The organism is Sporolituus thermophilus DSM 23256 (genome assembly GCF_900102435.1).
Lineage (GTDB): Bacteria > Bacillota > Negativicutes > Sporomusales > Thermosinaceae > Thermosinus > Thermosinus thermophilus.
Genome location: NZ_FNBU01000008.1, coordinates 65,001 through 83,699 on the forward strand (window position 1 = coordinate 65,001; position 18,699 = coordinate 83,699).

16 protein-coding genes are annotated in these 18,699 nt (G+C 49.9%); 9 read left to right on the plus strand and 7 right to left on the minus strand.

Annotation, left to right across the window (positions count from 1 at the left end; all coding sequences use genetic code 11):
- Positions 1–171: 171 nt before the first annotated feature.
- Positions 172–657 carry a spore coat protein gene (locus tag BLQ99_RS06450; RefSeq protein ID WP_093689274.1) on the minus strand — a complete coding sequence of 162 codons (486 nt, stop codon included), beginning with the start codon at positions 655–657 and terminating at the stop codon, positions 172–174.
- A gap of 140 nt (positions 658–797) precedes the next feature.
- Positions 798–2,852, minus strand: a complete 2,055-nt coding sequence (locus BLQ99_RS06455; RefSeq protein WP_216093637.1) for a sigma 54-interacting transcriptional regulator — start codon at positions 2,850–2,852, stop codon at positions 798–800.
- A gap of 108 nt (positions 2,853–2,960) precedes the next feature.
- Between BLQ99_RS06455 and BLQ99_RS06460 the strand changes: the two genes are divergently transcribed.
- The 4 genes from BLQ99_RS06460 (at position 2,961) to larA (ending at position 6,785) form a co-directional block, all read left to right on the plus strand.
- Positions 2,961–4,124: a UxaA family hydrolase gene (locus BLQ99_RS06460; protein ID WP_093689276.1), complete on the plus strand. Its 1,164-nt coding sequence runs from the start codon at positions 2,961–2,963 to the stop codon at positions 4,122–4,124.
- Positions 4,125–4,142: 18 nt separating this feature from the next.
- On the plus strand, positions 4,143–4,436 hold the full coding sequence (locus tag BLQ99_RS06465) for a UxaA family hydrolase (RefSeq protein ID WP_093689278.1): 294 nt from the start codon (positions 4,143–4,145) through the stop codon (positions 4,434–4,436).
- An 82-nt stretch (positions 4,437–4,518) separates the two neighbouring features.
- Entirely contained in the window at positions 4,519–5,487 is a 969-nt protein-coding gene (locus tag BLQ99_RS06470) for a 2-keto-3-deoxygluconate permease (RefSeq protein WP_093689280.1), read from the plus strand.
- A 32-nt stretch (positions 5,488–5,519) separates the two neighbouring features.
- Complete coding sequence (gene larA, locus BLQ99_RS06475) at positions 5,520–6,785, plus strand: nickel-dependent lactate racemase (RefSeq protein ID WP_093689282.1); 1,266 nt, start codon at positions 5,520–5,522, stop codon at positions 6,783–6,785.
- Positions 6,786–6,807: 22 nt separating this feature from the next.
- Here larA and BLQ99_RS06480 read toward each other — a convergent pair whose 3' ends face one another.
- The 3 genes from BLQ99_RS06480 to BLQ99_RS06490 form a co-directional block, all read right to left on the minus strand.
- Entirely contained in the window at positions 6,808–7,881 is a 1,074-nt protein-coding gene (locus tag BLQ99_RS06480; protein WP_093689284.1) for an AbrB family transcriptional regulator, read from the minus strand.
- A gap of 219 nt (positions 7,882–8,100) precedes the next feature.
- Entirely contained in the window at positions 8,101–9,411 is a 1,311-nt protein-coding gene (locus tag BLQ99_RS06485) for a CitMHS family transporter (protein ID WP_093689286.1), read from the minus strand.
- A gap of 306 nt (positions 9,412–9,717) precedes the next feature.
- A complete protein-coding gene (locus BLQ99_RS06490) occupies positions 9,718–10,608 on the minus strand; it encodes a LysR family transcriptional regulator (RefSeq protein WP_245690312.1) in 891 nt (296 codons plus the stop codon).
- A gap of 230 nt (positions 10,609–10,838) precedes the next feature.
- Here BLQ99_RS06490 and citD point away from each other — a divergent pair, with 230 nt between their 5' ends.
- The 5 genes from citD (at position 10,839) to BLQ99_RS06515 (ending at position 15,804) form a co-directional block, all read left to right on the plus strand.
- The gene (gene citD, locus BLQ99_RS06495; RefSeq protein ID WP_093689290.1) at positions 10,839–11,111 is read left to right on the plus strand and encodes a citrate lyase acyl carrier protein; all 273 of its coding nucleotides are present in this window, start codon (positions 10,839–10,841) and stop codon (positions 11,109–11,111) included.
- Between the two features lie 13 nt (positions 11,112–11,124).
- Positions 11,125–11,994 (plus strand): aldolase/citrate lyase family protein, encoded by an 870-nt coding sequence (locus BLQ99_RS06500; protein WP_093689292.1) that lies wholly within the window; start codon positions 11,125–11,127, stop codon positions 11,992–11,994.
- A 17-nt stretch (positions 11,995–12,011) separates the two neighbouring features.
- Positions 12,012–13,547, plus strand: a complete 1,536-nt coding sequence (gene citF / locus BLQ99_RS06505; RefSeq protein ID WP_093689294.1) for a citrate lyase subunit alpha — start codon at positions 12,012–12,014, stop codon at positions 13,545–13,547.
- A gap of 296 nt (positions 13,548–13,843) precedes the next feature.
- Positions 13,844–15,379: a hypothetical protein gene (locus BLQ99_RS06510; RefSeq protein ID WP_093689296.1), complete on the plus strand. Its 1,536-nt coding sequence runs from the start codon at positions 13,844–13,846 to the stop codon at positions 15,377–15,379.
- A 77-nt stretch (positions 15,380–15,456) separates the two neighbouring features.
- Positions 15,457–15,804: a hypothetical protein gene (locus tag BLQ99_RS06515; RefSeq protein ID WP_093689298.1), complete on the plus strand. Its 348-nt coding sequence runs from the start codon at positions 15,457–15,459 to the stop codon at positions 15,802–15,804.
- A 47-nt stretch (positions 15,805–15,851) separates the two neighbouring features.
- Here the strand turns inward: BLQ99_RS06515 and BLQ99_RS06520 are convergent, their stop codons facing one another.
- Both BLQ99_RS06520 and nadE read right to left on the minus strand, forming a co-directional pair.
- The gene (locus BLQ99_RS06520) at positions 15,852–16,751 is read right to left on the minus strand and encodes a radical SAM protein (RefSeq protein WP_093689300.1); all 900 of its coding nucleotides are present in this window, start codon (positions 16,749–16,751) and stop codon (positions 15,852–15,854) included.
- Positions 16,752–16,754: 3 nt separating this feature from the next.
- Entirely contained in the window at positions 16,755–18,662 is a 1,908-nt protein-coding gene (gene nadE, locus BLQ99_RS06525; protein WP_171904616.1) for an NAD(+) synthase, read from the minus strand.
- Between the last annotated feature and the right edge of the window lie 37 nt (positions 18,663–18,699).

The following is an 18,699-nucleotide window of genomic DNA, read 5'->3' on the forward strand; positions in this document are numbered from 1 at the left end:
TCCCAGAACGGGTTTCTTAATAGCCGGAGGCTGGGACCAAATTAAGGAAGTGGAAGTCAAAAGTATCGGTTTGTCCTTTAGGAAGTAAAGTTCTCTAGCTGTAACATAACAGACTTATCAGAAGAAGAGAACCATCGGGAAGGAGGTAGGATTCCCGATGGTTCCTCTTTGTTATTTCACATTATACATACCCTGGCTATTCATGTAGTTGAAAATTCCTTCCCCGTGCTGCTGCTCTTCCTTCTGTATATGGTTTAAGGCTTGCCGGACGCTCGCATCAGTGAATTCAAATATCGCCGTGTTGTAAGCGCCGGAAACATACTTTTCGGTCATTAACATATCGTTACAGAGCATTGCATCGGCTTGACTGGCGGCGGATGAAGCAGTAGGAGACTGCATTTGAGAATTGCCTTGTAGGTTAGATTGTTGCGGCTGCTGGCTTTGTTGTCCTTGGTTCATACTGGGAACATGGCCACTTAAAATCGAGTTGATAGTATTTAAATGTTGCTGCTCTTGCTGTGCGTAAGATTGGAATAACTGCTTCAATCGGGGATCGGTGGCCTGCTGAGCATACTTCTGATACTTTTGAATGCACACTTCTTCATGGGATTTTTGATCTTGCAGCAGCTGCTTTTCCTTTTGGGTCAGTTGTAGCATGAATATGCCCCCCTTTAGTTTTTTATATTTTCCCCCGTCACAACAAAGAACATACATGTATGGAAGATTGAAAGAAAATTCCCAGCATGTCTTAAAAACTCAGTCTGTTCCAGTTAATTGCAGAACCAGTTATTGTGCTTTTATTCTTGCTGGCGCAACAATCTGTCTAAGGTAGCTCTTGTTATGCCTAGCTGCTTTGCTGCCTTGCTCTTGTTTCCGCCACATGTCGCTAAGGCATAAACAGCTAGCTGCCGTTTCATATTTCTAATGTTTTGTGGCAATAAGAACTGTTCTGGTTTTACTGCCGGCATGCCGGTCTTAGCCAATTCCGGAGCGCTATAGCCTGGATTATTGCAATAATCGCTGTTATCGAGAAAGTCGCGCAATATAGCTGATACGTCTTGTGCTTCTTCATATACCAGGCTGATTCTTTCCATAATATTGCGCAATTCCCGGACGTTTCCTGGCCAAGAATATTGCAGCAAAATGTCTTTAGCTGCGGCTGTCAGTTCAATAGGACGCTGACCATACTTATTAGCAAATTCAGCTAAAAAATATTCTGCCAGCGGTATTATGTCTTTCCGTCTCAGACGCAAGGGGGGAATTGACAGACTCAAAACATTTAACCGGTGAAACAGATCCATCCTAAACTGTCCTCGTAAAACCCGCTGTTTTAGCGGCACATTGGTTGCGGCCACTATCCTAATATCTACCGGAAGCCATTTGTCAGCCCCCAGCCGCATAACCTGCCGTTCCTCCAAAACTCGCAGCAGACGGGCTTGCAAGGTAAGTTCCATATCGCCAATTTCGTCCAAAAAGAGGGTGCCCCCATGCGCAAGTTCGATTAGTCCCGGTTTGCCTTCTTTGCGGGCTCCCGTAAAAGCTCCTTCAACATACCCGAAAAGCTCGCTTTCCAAAAGCTGCGTCGGAAGTGCCGAACAGTTAATAGCAACAAACGGGCCCCGGCACCTGCTGCTGGCCTGGTGGATGCTTTGGGCAAACAACTCCTTGCCGCACCCGCTTTCAGCCTCAATCAGCACGGTGCCGTCTGTCCGCGCATAACGTTTGGCTCTTTCGATAACCCGGAGCATCTCCGGATCCCATGCCATAATGTTTTCAAATGAATACTTGGCATATAAACCTTGGGAATACAGCTTTGTACGTATCTTTTGTTCTGTCTGTTGAATGCGTCCAGCTTCCTTAAAAGTTGCTACTACGCCCATAATTTCGCCGTTTATCTCAATGGGAACACGGTTAGTCACTACCATTCCGGAAGGAGTATTTTGCAGTTGTTCGATTTCGGCCTTACCATGCTTTAGGACATCAAGCATCCTGGTATTAGGTATCACCTGTTTGATATTTTTACCAATCACCTGAGTGGTTTTTAGTTTAAAAATACTCTCGGCGCTGGGATTTATGACGGTAATTTTCCCGGTATTGTCTATCGCAATAACTCCATCGTGGATAAAACTTAAAATCGTGCGTAATTGCTCGGCTGACTTTTTCTCCTTGTCCTGGACTTTAATAATTCGCCGGGCTTCCTCGATGGCTTCACAAACAGCTTCATCACCTGACATGATGAGCCTGACCTCGCGAACTTCAAGACGGAGCTTGCTCACAACCAAGGCGTCTCCCACTACTACATCCACAGGTGCTTTCTCCAGTTGCATTTGCAACTGAGCCCGCATGACCTCCCAGTCAGGGCGTTCATTATTTAATGTTAGCATTTCACGTAAAGGTATCCCCAACATCTGGCTTACCGACCTGCAGCCCTCCACAACGTTGCGGTAACCGACGACCCCAATGGTTTTATTTGTACCTATAAACTCGCTGAAAGTCCGTAAAATATCGTAGCCCGTTACCCGCACTTCTACGACAGGAATGCCGATATGATTGCGGATTAAGTTGGCAGTTCCCCCTCTGCTAATGATTACTTGAAACCCTTCATTCAAGGCTTTTTGGGCGCAAACAAGCCCATTTTCCAGCAAACCATAGAATACCGCGACATCAGAATACTTTTCGCCACAGACCTTACGCGCCAATATTGCCAGTTCTGGATACGGTGCAATAAACGCGATTTTGGTCATCCCAATTTCCTCCTGAAATTTGACCTCTGCATTATTTTTGAACATTTTGTACATTTTTTTACAAGTGTTCAAAAATAATGCAGAGTTTTTTTGAAAAATATTCCGCATTTTCTGTTTTGATCCTGCTGGCACGGTTTATGCATATAAACAGTTTAGCGGCAAATTAAGCATTAATTTGCCGCTAAATAATCAATAAAAAAAGGGGGGGTTATCTAAATGAAATTCAATGGATACCGGCGCCCGGACGGAAAGGTAGGGATACGCAACCATGTGCTGGTTATTCCCTCAGTAGTATGTGCTAACCGGGTTGCCCGTGGAATTGCCCAGCAAGTAGCCGGAGCGACGTGGGTGGAACATCAACATGGCTGTACTCAGTTGGGGGCGGACGCTGAACTTACCTTCCGGGTGCTTGTAAGTCATGGCACGCATCCTAACGTATACGGCGTAGTTGTTGTCGGGTTAGGCTGTGAGACCATCCGCGCCCAAGACATTGCCGCAGCCATAAAAAAACAGTGTCCTTACAAACCGGTCCATCTGGTGATAATCCAGGATGAGGGCGGTTCGGTCAAAGCAACTGCCGCCGGTGTTAGCGCTGCACGCGCAATGATTAGCGAGGCGTCATGTTTAGAACGAGAGTTAATTGATGCCGCGGAACTAATTCTGGGTACAGAGTGCGGCGGTTCGGATGCTTGTTCCGGTATATCCGGCAATCCGGCGCTTGGCTATGCCAGCGACCTTTTAATTAACGCCGGAGGTACAGTAGTTCTCGCTGAAACAACTGAAATAATCGGCGCCGAACATATCATAGCATCCCGGGCGGTCAACCCCCAGGTGGCGAAAAAATGTTATGAAGTTATTAAACGTTGTGAAGATTTAGCCAAGAAAATGGGAGTTGATATGCGCGGCGGACAACCTACGCCAGGTAATATCGAAGGCGGTCTTTCTTCTATTGAAGAAAAATCGCTTGGCTGTATCTATAAGGCAGGCTCTAAACCCCTGCAAGAAGTAATCGGATATGCCGAACCAATAACCAAGAAAGGGTTAATTTGGATGGATACCCCTGGTCAGGATATAGAACAAATTACCGGGATGGTGGCTGGCGGCTGTCATCTTGTTGTGTTTACTACCGGAAGGGGTACTTGTTGCGGTTCGCCGATTGCGCCGACAATCAAAGTTTCTACTAATACCCAACTGTTTGAGCGAATGAGCGACAATATTGACTTAGATGCCGGCACCATCATTCTAGGCAGTGAAACAGTCCAAGAGGTAGGACAACGTATTTTCCTTGAGATGCTCAAAGTGGCTTCCGGCAAATTAACAAAGGCAGAAGTTTTAGGGTTCAATGATTTCGCCATCAATCGCATCGGTCCGACAATGTGAGTAAAAGGAGCGGATATTATGGCGCGCGCAATAATCATGAAAGCTATTGACAACGTCTGTACCGTAGTGGAGGCCATAGAACCGCCCACCGCAGTCACCGCTGAAATCGACGGCAAGACTATTACGGTATTGGCGACCGAGCGTATCCCCTTCGGTCACAAAATTGCACTCAAGAGCATCCCTAAGGGACAACCGATTATTAAATACGGCGAAACTATTGGTTTAGCCACGAAAGATATTCAACCCGGCCAACATGTCCATGTCCACAATCTCGAGAGCTGTCGGGGACGTGGCGATAAATTGACAAAATAAAAAACTGATCTAAGCTATAGAAATTATCGCCATCCGATAGGACGGCGGAAAAAGTAAAAGTAATTTAAAAAGGAGGAGCATTATGCAAATCAAAAAAACCATCGAACGGGTTCCTGGCGGCATGATGATTATTCCCCTTTTACTTGGAGCATTAATAAATACCTTTTTCCCCAATCTTGGTAAAACGCTCGGGTCTTTTACCAATGCCTGGATGACTGGGGCTTTACCGATCTTGTCGGTATTCTTTGTCTGCATCGGCGCTACTATTGACCTTAAGGCTACGCCGTATATCCTAAAAAAAGGCGGGGCTTTGCTTGGTGCCAAACTTGTCTGCGGAGCAGCATTAGGAATTTTGGCTGCCCAGTTTATTCCTCCCACCGGTATCCAGTCCGGTTTCTTTGCTGGGCTCTCCGTTCTGGCTATCGTCGCTGCTATGAATGACACCAACGGCGGTTTATATATGGCTCTGATCAGCCAGTTCGGCCGCAAAGAAGAAGCTGCCGCTTATTCTCTTATGAGTCTGGAATCAGGCCCGTTCTTTACCATGGTTACCCTTGGAGTTGCTGGTCTGGCCGACTTTCCCCTGCCTGCTTTCATAGGAACGATTTTACCGCTTGTTATCGGCATGGTTCTCGGCAATCTAGACCGTGATATGCGCGAGTTTCTTTCCAGAGCTGTTCCGGTCATGATCCCCTTTTTCGCGTTTGCCCTTGGCAATACCCTGAACTTTATGAATGTTTGGAAGGCTGGCCTGCTTGGAATACTAATGGGCGTTGCTGTCGTTGTTATTACCGGCACCGTACTGATTTTGGCCGACAAGCTCACAGGCGGCAACGGAATTGCCGGTATTGCGGCCGCTTCCACTGCCGGTAACGCAGCCGCTGTACCAGCCGCCATTGCGGCAATCGACAAGTCTTATGCTCCGGTGGCCCCTGCTGCAACCATGCTTGTCGCTACATGCGTCATCGTAACCGCAATCCTAGTGCCAATTGCTACAGCTTGGTGGGCTAAACGGGTAAAAAATTACGAAAACCAAACGGTTGCTGGCTAATTCTCGGTAAGTATAGATAAGGGGGAATAGTTGTGAAGACTGTTAATTTGGCGTACGGTCGTACCGATTTGGTCATACGCGTGCCTGATCAGGCGGTTGTAATTGAGCCCCGTCATCTCGCGGGATTGGCCGACGAAAAGGCGGCTGTTTTAGCTGCTATCCGCAACCCCATTGGCACACCGCCGTTGAAAGACATGGTGAAGCCAACTGATACGGTAGCGATTGTTATTTCTGATATAACCCGGCCGACTCCCAACCATAAGCTGGTGCCATGGCTAATTGAAGAACTCAGTCATGTGCCGCGAGAAAACTTTGTGATTATTAACGGTCTCGGCAGCCATCGCGCCAATACTCGGGAAGAACTCATCAGCATGCTAGGCCGCGAAGTAGTGGAGAATTACCGGGTTATCAACCACAATGCCTTTGACGATGCGGAGCTGACATTTGTTGGCATGAATGGCTATGGGTCCAAGGTATATTTGAACAAGACCTATGTGGAAGCGTCCTTTAAAATTGTTACCGGGTTTATTGAACCCCACTTTTTTGCAGGGTTTTCCGGCGGACCGAAAGGGATTTCGCCGGGAGTAGCCGGGATCAGCACTATCCTCGATTTTCACAATGCCCAAATGATTGGCCACCCTAACAGTACCTGGGGAATAATTGAGGGCAATATTTTGCAGGATGCAGCCACTCAGAATTGCCTAATGGCGAAGCCGGACTTCATGCTAAATGTGACGCTCAATGGCAAAAAAGAGATAACTAACGTTTTTGCCGGCGACGTTATCAAAGCGCATCGCCTTGGCTGTGAGTTCGTCAAGGAACATGCCATGTATGCTGTAGACAGCCCGTTTGATATTGTCATTACCACTAATTCCGGATATCCGTTGGATCAAAACCTGTATCAGACAGTAAAAGGCATGAGCGCGGCAGCCCAAATTGTCAAGCAAGGCGGCAGTATTATCAGCGCCTCTGAATGTTCTGACGGCGTTCCCAATCATGGTAATTATGCCAAGATTTTGCAGATGCGGTCCACCCCGCAGGAACTTTTGGATATGATCAATGACCCGTCTTTTTTGATGTTTGATCAGTGGCAGGTGCAGGTTCAGGCAATGATTCAGCTAAAAGCGGAGTGTTACTTGTACTCGTCCTTAGATGACGATACCGTCCGCCGGGCCATGTTCACTCCGATTCACAGCATTGAAGACACGCTCTATGAGCTCCTGAAAAAATATGGTCCAAACGCAACAGTAGCCGTGTTGCCGCTTGGACCGTTGACCATACCATATGTGAAAAAATAAAGGCGCTGATTTGGTTGTTCGCTTATTTTTGGATGCCGGTGCTGCTGCATAAATTGTGCTCATTTCTTGTGAGCCACCATCTGGCGGTTGGTATGGCAACAACCAAAATGAACAGCAGGCGGAACAGCTGATAGGCGACAACGGTAGATAAATCGGCATTGGCGATCATGGCCGTCAACGCCATTTCGGACATTCCCCCGGGCGCCATGCTGATAAAAACGGTTATTAGCGGGATTGATGATAATAGTGAAAGCAGATAGGCTGCGCCCAAAAGCAAGAAAATGGCCGTAATAACACTCGCGAAGCTGGATAAGGCAATTGTTCGCCAGTTGCTCAGCCTGGTAACTTCCAGGTCGAGTCCCATTTTGATACCGACAAATATTTGCGCTGCCGCTATAACCGGCGGGGGCAGTACGGGTGCATGTATCCCGGCCAAGGTCAGGGCGGCGGTGCCTAAGACTGGCCCGATGACATACGGACTGGGAAATCTTATATATTTGATGAAACTGATTGCGCAAATTATGGCCACGAAAAATACACAAAGTAGCGGGATATCCTGTATCGTAATTGGTGCAGCCTGAGGCTTGACGGCGCTGGTTTTGCCGGCTATTCCGTGCAAAGCCACAAAAGGTACGGTGAATACGACCGTAAGCAGGCGAATGGTTTGCATAATCGTTACCACGGAAACGTCAGTACCTTTTGTTTCCTCGCAGATCATGGCCATTTGCGACAGTCCGCCCGGCATACCGCCAATCAGGCTGTTCGCCAGCCCGATGCCGGTCGCCCGGCCGGCAAGATAACTTGTGGTCAGACAGACGGCGATAATTAACAGGGTAACGGCAAGCATTGCCGGGAGCTGCCCGATAATCTGGCGTCCGGTCTCAGGTGTAAACGGACTTCCCATGACATACCCCAGAACAAGCATACCGATATTCCGCATTTTTTTCGGCCAGTAAACAGGTTTTTTAAGCCAAGTTTTCCACAAAACGGCGGCAACCATCGGTCCCAGTGTCCAGGGAAGCGGAATATGGCTAAGACTGAACAATGAGCCGCCGGCACAAGCAACAAAAAACACAGGGAGAGACTTGAGTAGCATAAATTATCACCTTTTAAAAAATATAACTGATTTCGCCGTTTTTTTAAAGTGAACGGTGACAATGCGCGAATAAAGCAAAAGGCGCTTTTGAAGACAGAAAGCGCCAGACGGGTAATAGGCGCCGGAAATAAAAAATATTACAAAGAAGCGAAAGTACGACAGAACTTTTAACAATAGTTCTGTCGTACTTTCATGATCAGGAAGCTACAGCAAATAAGACTAGAAAGGAATGACTCCCAGGAGGAGAGCAACGATCAGCATTACTATCGACGTACCGATTGACCAGAGCAACGTGAATTTTTGGAATTCGCCAAAATCCACGCCGGACATGCCTACCAGGAGGTAAGTCGATGCTACCAGCGGGCTTAAGAGGTGGGTTCCCTGGCCGATAAGCGACGCCCGGGCTATTTCGGCGGGGCTGATGCCATAAGAGGCAGCTGTTTTGACCAAGATTGGCACAATGCCGAAATAAAAAGCATCGTTAGTAAGGAAGAAAGTGAATGGCAGACTGGCGAAAGCGGTAATCAGCGCCAAGTGGGGACCCATGGAAGGCGGTATAACGGATACTAGCGACTTGGCCATGGCGTCAACCATTTTGGTGCCGGACATGATCCCCATGAAAATACCGGCGGCAAAAATCATAGTGATGACCGGAAGGGCATTGGCCGCGTGCGTTTTTATGCGTTCTTGCTGATCGCTCAGTTTCGGGTAGTTGATGATTAATGCGAGTGAGGTTCCGAGCATAAACAGGACGTTAAGCGGCAGCATTTCCATAACCAGCGCCGTCATTAGGGCGGCAGTCATAGCAAGGTTTACCCAGAACAGCTTGGGACGTTTAAGGTTGTCGGCATCGGCGTCAACCGAAGCAGTAGCCGCCATCTCGCTGGCTACGGCGTGGTCTAGCTTAATGATGCCCAGTCTGGCGCGCTCCTTCAGGCCCAGTCGGTAGGCCACAAACAGTACCCACAACGTGCCGGCGATCATTCCGGGGATTAGGGGCACAAACACTTGGGATGCATCAAGATTTAATGCACTCATAACCCGGCCGGTAGGTCCGCCCCAGGGAAGAATATTCATGACGCCGTTTTGCATGATGGCCATGGCCGGCAGGATAAGGGGATGGATACCCAGACGCCGATGTACGGCATACATTGAGGAAACGGTAATCATATAAGTGGTCGAGCCGTCGCCGTCCAGCGAAACAATGCCGGCGAGCAGCGCGGTCCCGACAATGACTTTTAGCGGGTCGCCTTTAACGGCTTTTAGAATCCGGTTAATCAGCGGATCGAACAGACCGGCGTCGATCATTACGCCAAAGTAGAGAATGGCAAAACAAATCATTATTGCAGTCGGAGCGACTTTTTTGATGCCGTCTAGCGCCATAGACCCGATTTTGGGACCAAAACCCAAGGCAATGGCGAAGGCAACAGGAACAAGCATCAGGGCAGTCATTGCCGATAGCCGTTTAGACATGATCAAATACATGAAGACAATGACCATGAGAAAACCCATTATAGCCAACGTTGACATTGCGTGTCCTCCCAACTAAATAAATGATGTTATTATTACATACACTCATGCCGGTCCACCAAAGATCTGAACGTCCCACCCCCCTGGAGCAACTCTTCGCGAAAAATAGCATTACTTTACGTAAATTTCACGCAATTGCGCATTTATGAGTATAGATTATGATGACCTGGATGTAAAATTTAAACTCCTGATGACTAGCTATCAGATATATCTATTTTGTATTATGTAAACGAACGTCTTTTCACAATACAATTACTAAGCCCTAGCGCGTAAAATTGGGAAGCGCCAGGGCTTAGTCATTTCTTTTTACTTAATCTGATCAAGTATGACTTTTTTAAAATCTATGCTTTCCACAAAACTGACAAAGGCTTTGACAATATTCATCTCCAGCAATTCTTCGTGGTACAGCATCCAGGCGTGGCGCAATAGCGGTTGTCCTTCTTTATCAGTTAAAATAACCTTGTGCAAGTCTTTGGCGGCTTTTACGATAATGCTTGGCATTATGGCATAGCCAAGGCCGTTTATAACCATCTCTTTACAGGTGGCTAGTTTATCGACTTCCATACTTATTAACGGGGGTTCGGAAAAGTTTTCCCGCCACCACTTGTCAATGACCGCTTTTATTAAGGCGTCGGTCTGATAGCTTATTCGCGGCAGCTTGGGAAGGTCCTTTATGTTTATTTCATCCTTAGACGCGATGCAAATCGGTTCCTCAAACAGCAGGTAGCGCCGGTCCTGCCAACCATAGTCCGAGCTGACAAAGCCGACGTGTATCTCCTGGTTATGAACCAGATTAAACACTTCCCGGCTCCAGGTAGTAACGACCTTAAACTCAACATTCGGATACTGCTCTTTAAAAAGTTTTAACAGGCGGGGGAGCATATACATGGTGAAATAGTTTGAAGCCCCCAAGCGGAGCGTACCGGAAACAGTACTGTCCATATTCGTTATATTTTCTTTTATTTGGCGGAGTTTCAGCAGCATTTCCGCCGAAGATTTAGCCAGATATTCTCCTTGCGGTGTAAAGTGAACCCCCTTGCTCGTGCGGTATGCGATTTTTATGCCGAACTCTTCTTCAATATGCCGTAGCCGGGCGGTTAGCGCCGGCTGGGAAATGAACAAGGCCTGGGCGGTCTTGGTTATGTTTTTTTGCTCATAAAGGACTTGTAATATAAGCCAGTCCCGGTCTTCCATCATGTAGTCCTCCTGATAGTCTGGGATATAGCTAACTAATGCTATTTCGGAACGGCGGCTGAATTTCCTGTTTGTACCGCCGTGCCGCGTTGATATCCAAATTTTTTATCGGCGCCTATCATGGAAATGTATTGTTATTATTTCTGAAAATTAGCTATAATTACGTTTGGTGTACGACCCGGAGAGCATTTCGGTCTGCCTTTTATATGTAACCGAACACGGGAGGAATTATTATGAGCAAATTGATTAAGCCAGCCCAAGCCGGAACGGTGGAATCGAGCGACATCCTTATCGTGCTGGCCCCGGCCGAACCGGGAACGGGGATAACAATTGAGCTGGTCAGTCCGGTAATTAAACAGTATGGCGAACATATCAGAAGCATGATTGTCAAGACGCTTAACGCTCATGGCATAGTGGACGCGCACGTCCATGCCAACGATAAGGGCGCGCTGGACTATACAATTGAAGCCCGGGTAACGGCAGCGGTTAAACGGGCCCTTAACTAAGGGGGGATAAATAATGGAAAGATTGCGTAGATCCATGATGTTTATGCCTGGCAATAACCCTGCCATGCTGCAGAATGCCGGGATTTACGGCGCCGACACGGTGATTTTTGACCTTGAGGACGCCGTGGCTGTCAGTGAGAAAGATGCAGCCCGCCATTTGGTTCACAACGCGATTAAATACTTGAAATATCCTTGCGAAGTCGCCGTGCGGATAAACCACATTCAGACCCCGTACGGCTTGGAAGACCTTAAAGTTGTTTTGCCGGCCAAACCCGACCTTATTCGTTTGCCCAAAGCCGAGTCGGCCCGCGATATTGAAGAAGTCGACGCCATTATTACGGAAGCAGAGCAGACTTACGGCTTTGCGGTTGGTTCCATCAAAATGATGGCTGCTATTGAAACGGCCAAAGGCTTGATGAATGCCTATCAAATTGCGACGGCCAGCCCCAGAATGGTTGCGCTTGCCATTGGCGGCGAAGATTTCATTGCCGATCTCCGGACAACACGTAGCAAAGAAGGCCGGGAGCTGTTCGTTGCCCGTTCCCAATTATTGCTTGCCGCCCGTGCCGCGGGAGTTATGGCCATTGACTCGGTGTTTACTGATGTAAATGACGAAGAAGGGTTTGTCGCGGAGACTAAGCTAATTAAAGAATTAGGATTTGACGGGAAATCGGTAATTAATCCCCGGCAGATCCGCCTGGTGCACCAGATTTTTACACCGACCGAAAAAGAGATTGAACACGCAAAGCGCATATTGGCGGCGTACAACGAGGCCCTGGCGAAGGGCTTAGGGGTAGTCGCCGTTAACGGCAAGATGATTGATACACCCATTGTGCAGCGGGCCGAACGTGTTCTTGCCTACGCTGCGGCTGTCAAGAGATAAGACGGAGGAGGTACCTTATGATAAACGCAGCCGGTCGAGAGATTCCGGAAACAATAAAGGGATTCGGGAAAGTGCGGCCTTACGCCGGGCCTTTTGCCACTATACCCGAGGGGCGGATGGCTGGCCCCAAAATCCGGGTGAACAAACCTAAATCGGAAAAACTGCTTAAATCCATCGATCAGGCGATCGAAGCTTCGGGGTTGAAAGATGGCATGACCATATCCTTCCACCATCACTTCCGCAACGGCGACTATGTTCTCAACCTGGTGGTGGAGGCAATTGCCCGCAAAAATATAAAGGGGCTTACGCTGGCGCCCAGTTCACTTAATGATATTAATGACGCTATTATTCCGTATATCGAGCAAGGTGTCATTACCGCCATTGAAACTAGCGGCGCCCGGGGCAAGCTTGGCAAGCTGCTGACTTTCGGCAATTTGGCTAAGCCGACCATCATCCGTTCCCACGGCGGCCGGGCCAGAGCCATTGAAAGCGGTGAATTGCATATTGACGTTGCCTTTATCGGGGCGCCGTGCTGCGACAGTTACGGTAATATCAACGGCGTTGACGGACCTTCAGCCTGCGGTTCCATGGGGTACGCCATGGTTGATGCCGCTTATGCCGATACAGTGGTGGCCATAACCGATAACCTGGTGCCCCACCCGGTTTATCCCATCAGTATTCCCCAGACGCAGGTAGACTATATCGTGCAGCTCCCGAGTATCGGCGATCCCAAGGGAATAGCTTCGGGGGCGCTGCGTATCAGCCGCAATCCGCGTGAACTCTTGATTGCCGAGTATGCCGCCGGCGTTATTGAATACTCAGGGTATTTTAAAGACGGCTTTTCGTTGCAGCTGGGCGGCGGCGCTTCATTAGCGGCCGCGAAGTTTATTAAAGAGAAAATGTTTGCGAAAGGGATTACGGCCAGTTTTGGCGTTGGCGGCGTTACGGCGCCGTTTGTGGAAATGCTGGAAGCGGGACTGATCAAAACGCTGTTCGACGTCCAGGACTTTGACATCCCTTCTATACAGTCCCTCAAAAACAATCCCAGACACTTGGAGATGTCCGCGTCCTACTACGCCAATCCTCATAACGGCGGTCCGATTGTCAACAATCTCGACGTGGTCATTTTGAGCGCTACGGAAGTAGACGTTGATTTTAACGTTAACGTCATTACCGATTCCAACGGGATAATTATGGGGGCATCCGGTGGCCACTCCGATACGGCGGCCGGCGCCAACCTGGCCATCGTCGTTGCGCCGCTACTTCGGGGCCGGTTGCCGATGGTGCTTGACAGGGTAAACACTATCGTCACCCCGGGGGAAACTGTCGACGTAATTGTCACCGAGCGTGGCATCGCCGTCAACCCGCGGCGTACCGACCTGCTCGATAACCTTAAAGATTCCGGACTGCCTATCATGAGCATTCACGACTTGCAGCGGATTGCTTATGACTTGGCCGGTGAGCCCCAGCCTGTTGCTGTAAGCGATGAAGTTGTTGCCGTTATTGAATATCGCGACGGCACGATTATTGACGTCGTCCGCAGGCCGTTATAACGTGAACAATTGCAGATTTAAACCCAGCTTTCAGTCTGGCCCGGAATTTTCCGGGCTTTTTTACATGTTAGAAAACCCGAATTTGTAACTTCGCTAAATCTGTTCTTTTTGAACAAGATTTTTTCGTGCCACAGTTGGTAAACCGTCAAGCCAAACTGCCGGTAGAGATGGTGTCAGTCAGATGCAAGAAGCGGGCTAAACTCGTAGATGGCCTGGTATCACTCTGGTTAAAAGCGAAGAAAAATGATATAATGAAAGGAAACTATCGTGTTGCAAAGGAGATCATTAATTTATAGATGATGAATGTTTACGAACTGGTTCGTTCCTTTTACGAAGAGAATATCGAGTGGCAGCCTGTCATCAAGCGCGAGTGGGTGGAAGGATATCTCCGGCAGAAGGCTTGGCAGGGAGTCAGTGATGACGAATTGCAAAAGACATGGCGCTACCTGCAGATGTTTGAGACCTATCTGGCCCATGCGGAAACGGATTACAGCGAGTTTTTGGATGCCATGCCTGATTGGGAGTATGCCGAGGCCATAAAATGGATGGATCACCATTTCACCGGTTTTAAAAAATCTTTGAAACCGGTGCGCTGTTTTTTTGGTATTCTCATGGACTTTTATAAGTATTTGGCGAATAGGCGAATTATTCTCAATACCGAGCAGCTGGAACGGGCAGCCGAGATTATCGCCGGCGGCCGCAAGGTTAACCTGGACGCCCTCCAGCCTCCGGCCCGGGAACAGGCGGCGCTCTTTGACGAGATGCTGGAAGAAGGCGTGTTGCCTGAACTAGCGCCGATGATCGGTGAAGTGGTAGAACGCCTGATGAACAAATTGGGAAGCTTTTTCCAACAAAAAGAATTTCGCGATGATTTTCACCGGGCGCTCATGCTTTATGCGGGTCCGATGATTACCATCCCGGGTGAGGAGCAGGACGAATTTTGGTTGGGGTTTTGGGATTATTTTCTGTTCGACTATCATCTTATTGCCAATGACCGTACACCACTACAGTATTTTCATGAACTTCACGGCCAGAAACTGGCGCCCGAGGAACGACTCATTCTCAGTGATTTCATAAATGCCAAATTTTGCGTTTTCTATGTAAACCGTATTGTTAGCCAGGAATGGGTAGAATGCGTCAATCTTTTTACCGAGGAGAAGTTTGAACTTCCTTATCCTGATATGGATTACCGCCTTCTTAAACGGCTTATCTTCACCGGCCATATCTTTCAGCGGGAACGTACTATGATTAACTACGTTACCAGTGTGGAAGTAAGTCCCAAATTGCGCCGGCGTCTGCGCGAAGAGGTTATCCACCAAAAACAGATTTATGAGCTGCAGCGGCCGGGGGCTTCATGGACGGAGTTTCTGGCGCGCCATAGCGCGGCCGTGCGTCACACTATCAACATTCTCACCACCTTGGCCAAAGTCAATGTGACGCCCCGCCATCTCACCGACAGGCATTTTCCGCCGATCGTTTCCGTGCGGGAACCAAATCAGGACGTTGGCGGGATCATTGCCCGGATTATGCCGGCGTACGGTTTTTCCTGCCATGATATAAAACTGGCGCAACAACTTTGGCACGATTACTGTCAGCTTACCACGGCAACAGTACGCAAGCCTGAAGCGTGGGCGGCCGCCGTTATTTATACTTTCGCCCAGATTAATCTGCCGGTTGGCATTCCGGCGGAACCACTGGCCCAGGAGCTGGGGATATCGGCCGGAAGCATTTATACCAACCGCGGCAAGTTGTGTGATTTGCTTCAATTGGAAAAACATGATCCCCGTTATTTGAACGAAGAAGGTTTTGTCTTTTCCCTTTTTTCATCTTAAAATTATTATCCCGAGGATGGTACATTGCCCAGGGCCGGGCCGCAGCGTCCGGCTAGATTCCTGAGTGGAGGGAGTTTATGCGTTGCAGTATATGCGGCGCCGAAACGGGCGACGCGCTGAGGGTGTGTGACCGCTGTCGTCAGGCCCAAGCCGAGGTACAGGTACTGACTCCTGACGAGCGGGACCGGTTTACCGGTATTACCATCGATGCCGGAGAAAAGCAGCGGGATTATAATCAGAGCCACCACGCGGGCCGTGGTGTGTTTATCCGTCATATAACCCTGGGCTGGCGAGGGGGTTGGCTGACCAAGCTGGCTATTGCCGCGGTACTGGCCGCGATTGTTTTTGTCGTACTGCCCCTCGGCCTCATGTTGGCCGGTGCTTTCGCCCTTGGGTGGCTGTTGTTTCGCTTTCTTCGCCGTTAAGCCGAAAATATCCCGGACCTGAGTATAACAGGTTCCGGGATATTTTTTCAGAACGGACCTTCATCATTGAAAGTAGGAGTTCGCTTATCCTGGAAGTGGGCGAGTACTTCGTCAATGTCGGCAAGCAGCTGCTCTTTATCCTGCGGCAGCGTACCGGCCAACGGCAACAGGTTGGAGACATGATTGCTGCGGAATAGGCAGGGTTCGCTGAGGGTGATATGTTTTAACATTTGGCGCAGTTCAACCAAAAACTCATAAGGAGAAAGGGGCTGAAACTCGCCTTGCTCGGCGGCCTGGCGCAGCGGGGTGCCTTTGTGGAGCATTAGGGTGAGAGCGCTGAGCATGGTCGGATTTATAGCACTGACTACTTCCGCGGTGTGGAGGGCATGCTCCTCTGTCCGTTCGCGGCCGCCCAGGCCGAGGATGACCATGGTAGACAGCTTAATGCCTGCATCCAGGACCTTACGGCCGGCGGCAACCATTTCAGCGGCGGTAACGCCTTTGTTTACTTTTGCCAGCACTACGTCGTCGCCACTTTCAATACCGAGATAAATAATGGCTAGGCCGGCGCGCCGCAGGGCGGCAAGTTCCTCCGGCGTCTTACGGAGGATGTCGCGGGGACCGCCGTAAATGGTGATGCGGCTCAGCTTGGGGAAGGCGTTTTTTAGCATGTCCATGATGGCCAGCAGTTTGTCCGTTGCCAATACCAGGGCGTTGCCGTCAGCAAGAAAGACGCGCCGGAGGTCCGGGTAGTAACGGGCCGCCTTGCCGATAATGGCGGCTATCTCATCGAGCGGACGGGCGCGGAACCGGACATCGCGGTACATGGAGCAAAAGGTGCAGGCATTGTGGGAACAACCGATGGTCACCCGCAAAATAAGGCTTTTCGCTTCGCTGGGCGGGCGGAAGACCATGCCTTCGGCATTATCGAAAGCGTCAAAAAACATGAATCAACAACCTTCCTTCAACAATTCTGCCCGGAGCTGGCGGTAGCGGGCCGTGAAATAGGGTCCGTTCTGGGCTTCACGGTAATCAAAGCCGTAGGCGCGGCGGCTGACGGCGAGGACGGGCGGCGCCTGGATGCGCTTAGCTACGGCCATACCGGTGAACAGCGTCCACCAACGTTCCAGGTCGGCGATAAACGCTTGCGGCGTCGCAAACAGGCGGTCGACAAGACCGGGCTGGCAGCCAAGCCTTTCTTCCAGTACGCCTGCCTGGTACCATTCCAAAATGTCCTCAGGGGCGGCCCGGTGCCAGTGCTCAATAAAGGCGCGGAAAAGGTAATCGTGATACGGGTAAATAAGCGGGTCGCCTTTGCCTTCGTCAACTGCTTGTTCGGCTGATAGCTCGGCGCTTGGCACAAGTTCGAAGGTTTTACGGGGAATGATGTCCTGGTGATATACCTCATCGTTAAGGTATTGACCCAAAGCATATACCTGGTGTTTCCAGAGGTCGGCCAGGGCTGCGAGAAACCCCGCTTGGTCGCCGTATAGTGTGGAATAGCCGACCGTCAGTTCGCTTTTATTGGCATTGCAGGTAAACCCGCCGCCAAACGCCGCGGCCAGGCCGGCAAGGACGCGGGCAGAGCGGTCGCGGGCCTGGATGTTTTCCGTCATAAACGGCGTAACCTCCAGGGTCTGTTCGCCGCCGGCGCTCATATTCACGATGGGTGTACGGCTGATTTGCTCTACCGTGTGGTCTACCGACTGCTGAATGGGTACAACGGTGTATAAGCAGCCCAGATTGCGGGCCAGGTCAGCGGCCAAACCTTTGGTTGTCGGCGAGTTATACCGGCTGGGCATGTTGACGAGCAACACCCGGTCCGGGCCAAGCACCTGCGTGTACAGGGCGGCGGTAACGGCCGAGTCGATGCCGCCGGATACGCCGATAACGACTCGCTTCATGCCAATTGCGGCCAGAAATTTTTCCACACCATAACGTAAAGCTTGGTAGATACTGTCGATGCCGCTGTCGTCCGGTACGGCAAGTGACGGCTGCCGTAGCCCGCCGTTTTCAAGGTCCAGGTCAAAACAGTGGAGCGCCTCTTGGAACGGCGGACAATAGGCAATGATTTCGCCCCGGCAATTATAGGCGGTGCTGAACCCGTCGAAAGTATAAACCGTCTTGCCGTTGTTCTGAAGGCCTACGTTGTTTACATAGATTAAGGGGATGCGGCTATCGGCAGCTTGCTTGGAGAATACCCGGTTGCGCTTGTTGTTTTTGCCAAGTGTGAAAGGTGAGCTGGAAATATTAATAAGTATGTCCAGTCGGTCTTTTTGCCGCAAGATTTCAATAGGTTTGGTAAAATAATCGTCACTCCAGCCGTCCTCGCAAAGCAGGCATCCCAGACGCAGGGTGCGCCCGTTCACCCAAGCGGTCACGGGCTGCAAAAGGTCTTCAGCCGTAACACCTAGTTCCAGGGCCAGCTTGCGTAGGCTGAAAAAATGGCGGGTGTCATCAAACTCGCGATAATTGGGGTGTAACGTCTTGATGCGGAAGGGATAGGGAAAGTTTTCGCCACCGAGCAGTGCGCCGTTCTGCGCCACGAAAAAAGCATTGTATTTACGGACCCGCCCATCGTCGCCCCGCTTGTCCCAATCGACGGCGACATTGCCAAAAAGGACGCAGATGCCCTCTGAGGCGGCTATGATTGTGCGTCCGTAATGGTCGCAGTCACGCAGGAATGACGGCTGTTCCCAGGTATCGCCGAGTAGGTAACCGGGAATAGCCATTTCCGGGAATATTACCAGGTCGGCCCGTTTTTGACGTGCCTCGTTTATCATCCGTAGCATGGTTTTAGTATTGATGTCCGGTCTTCCGGGAATGACCTCCATTTGGGCCATTGCAATTCGTAGCAACGTTTTCACCTCACGGGCCGTTTTAGGCTGCCCGGTC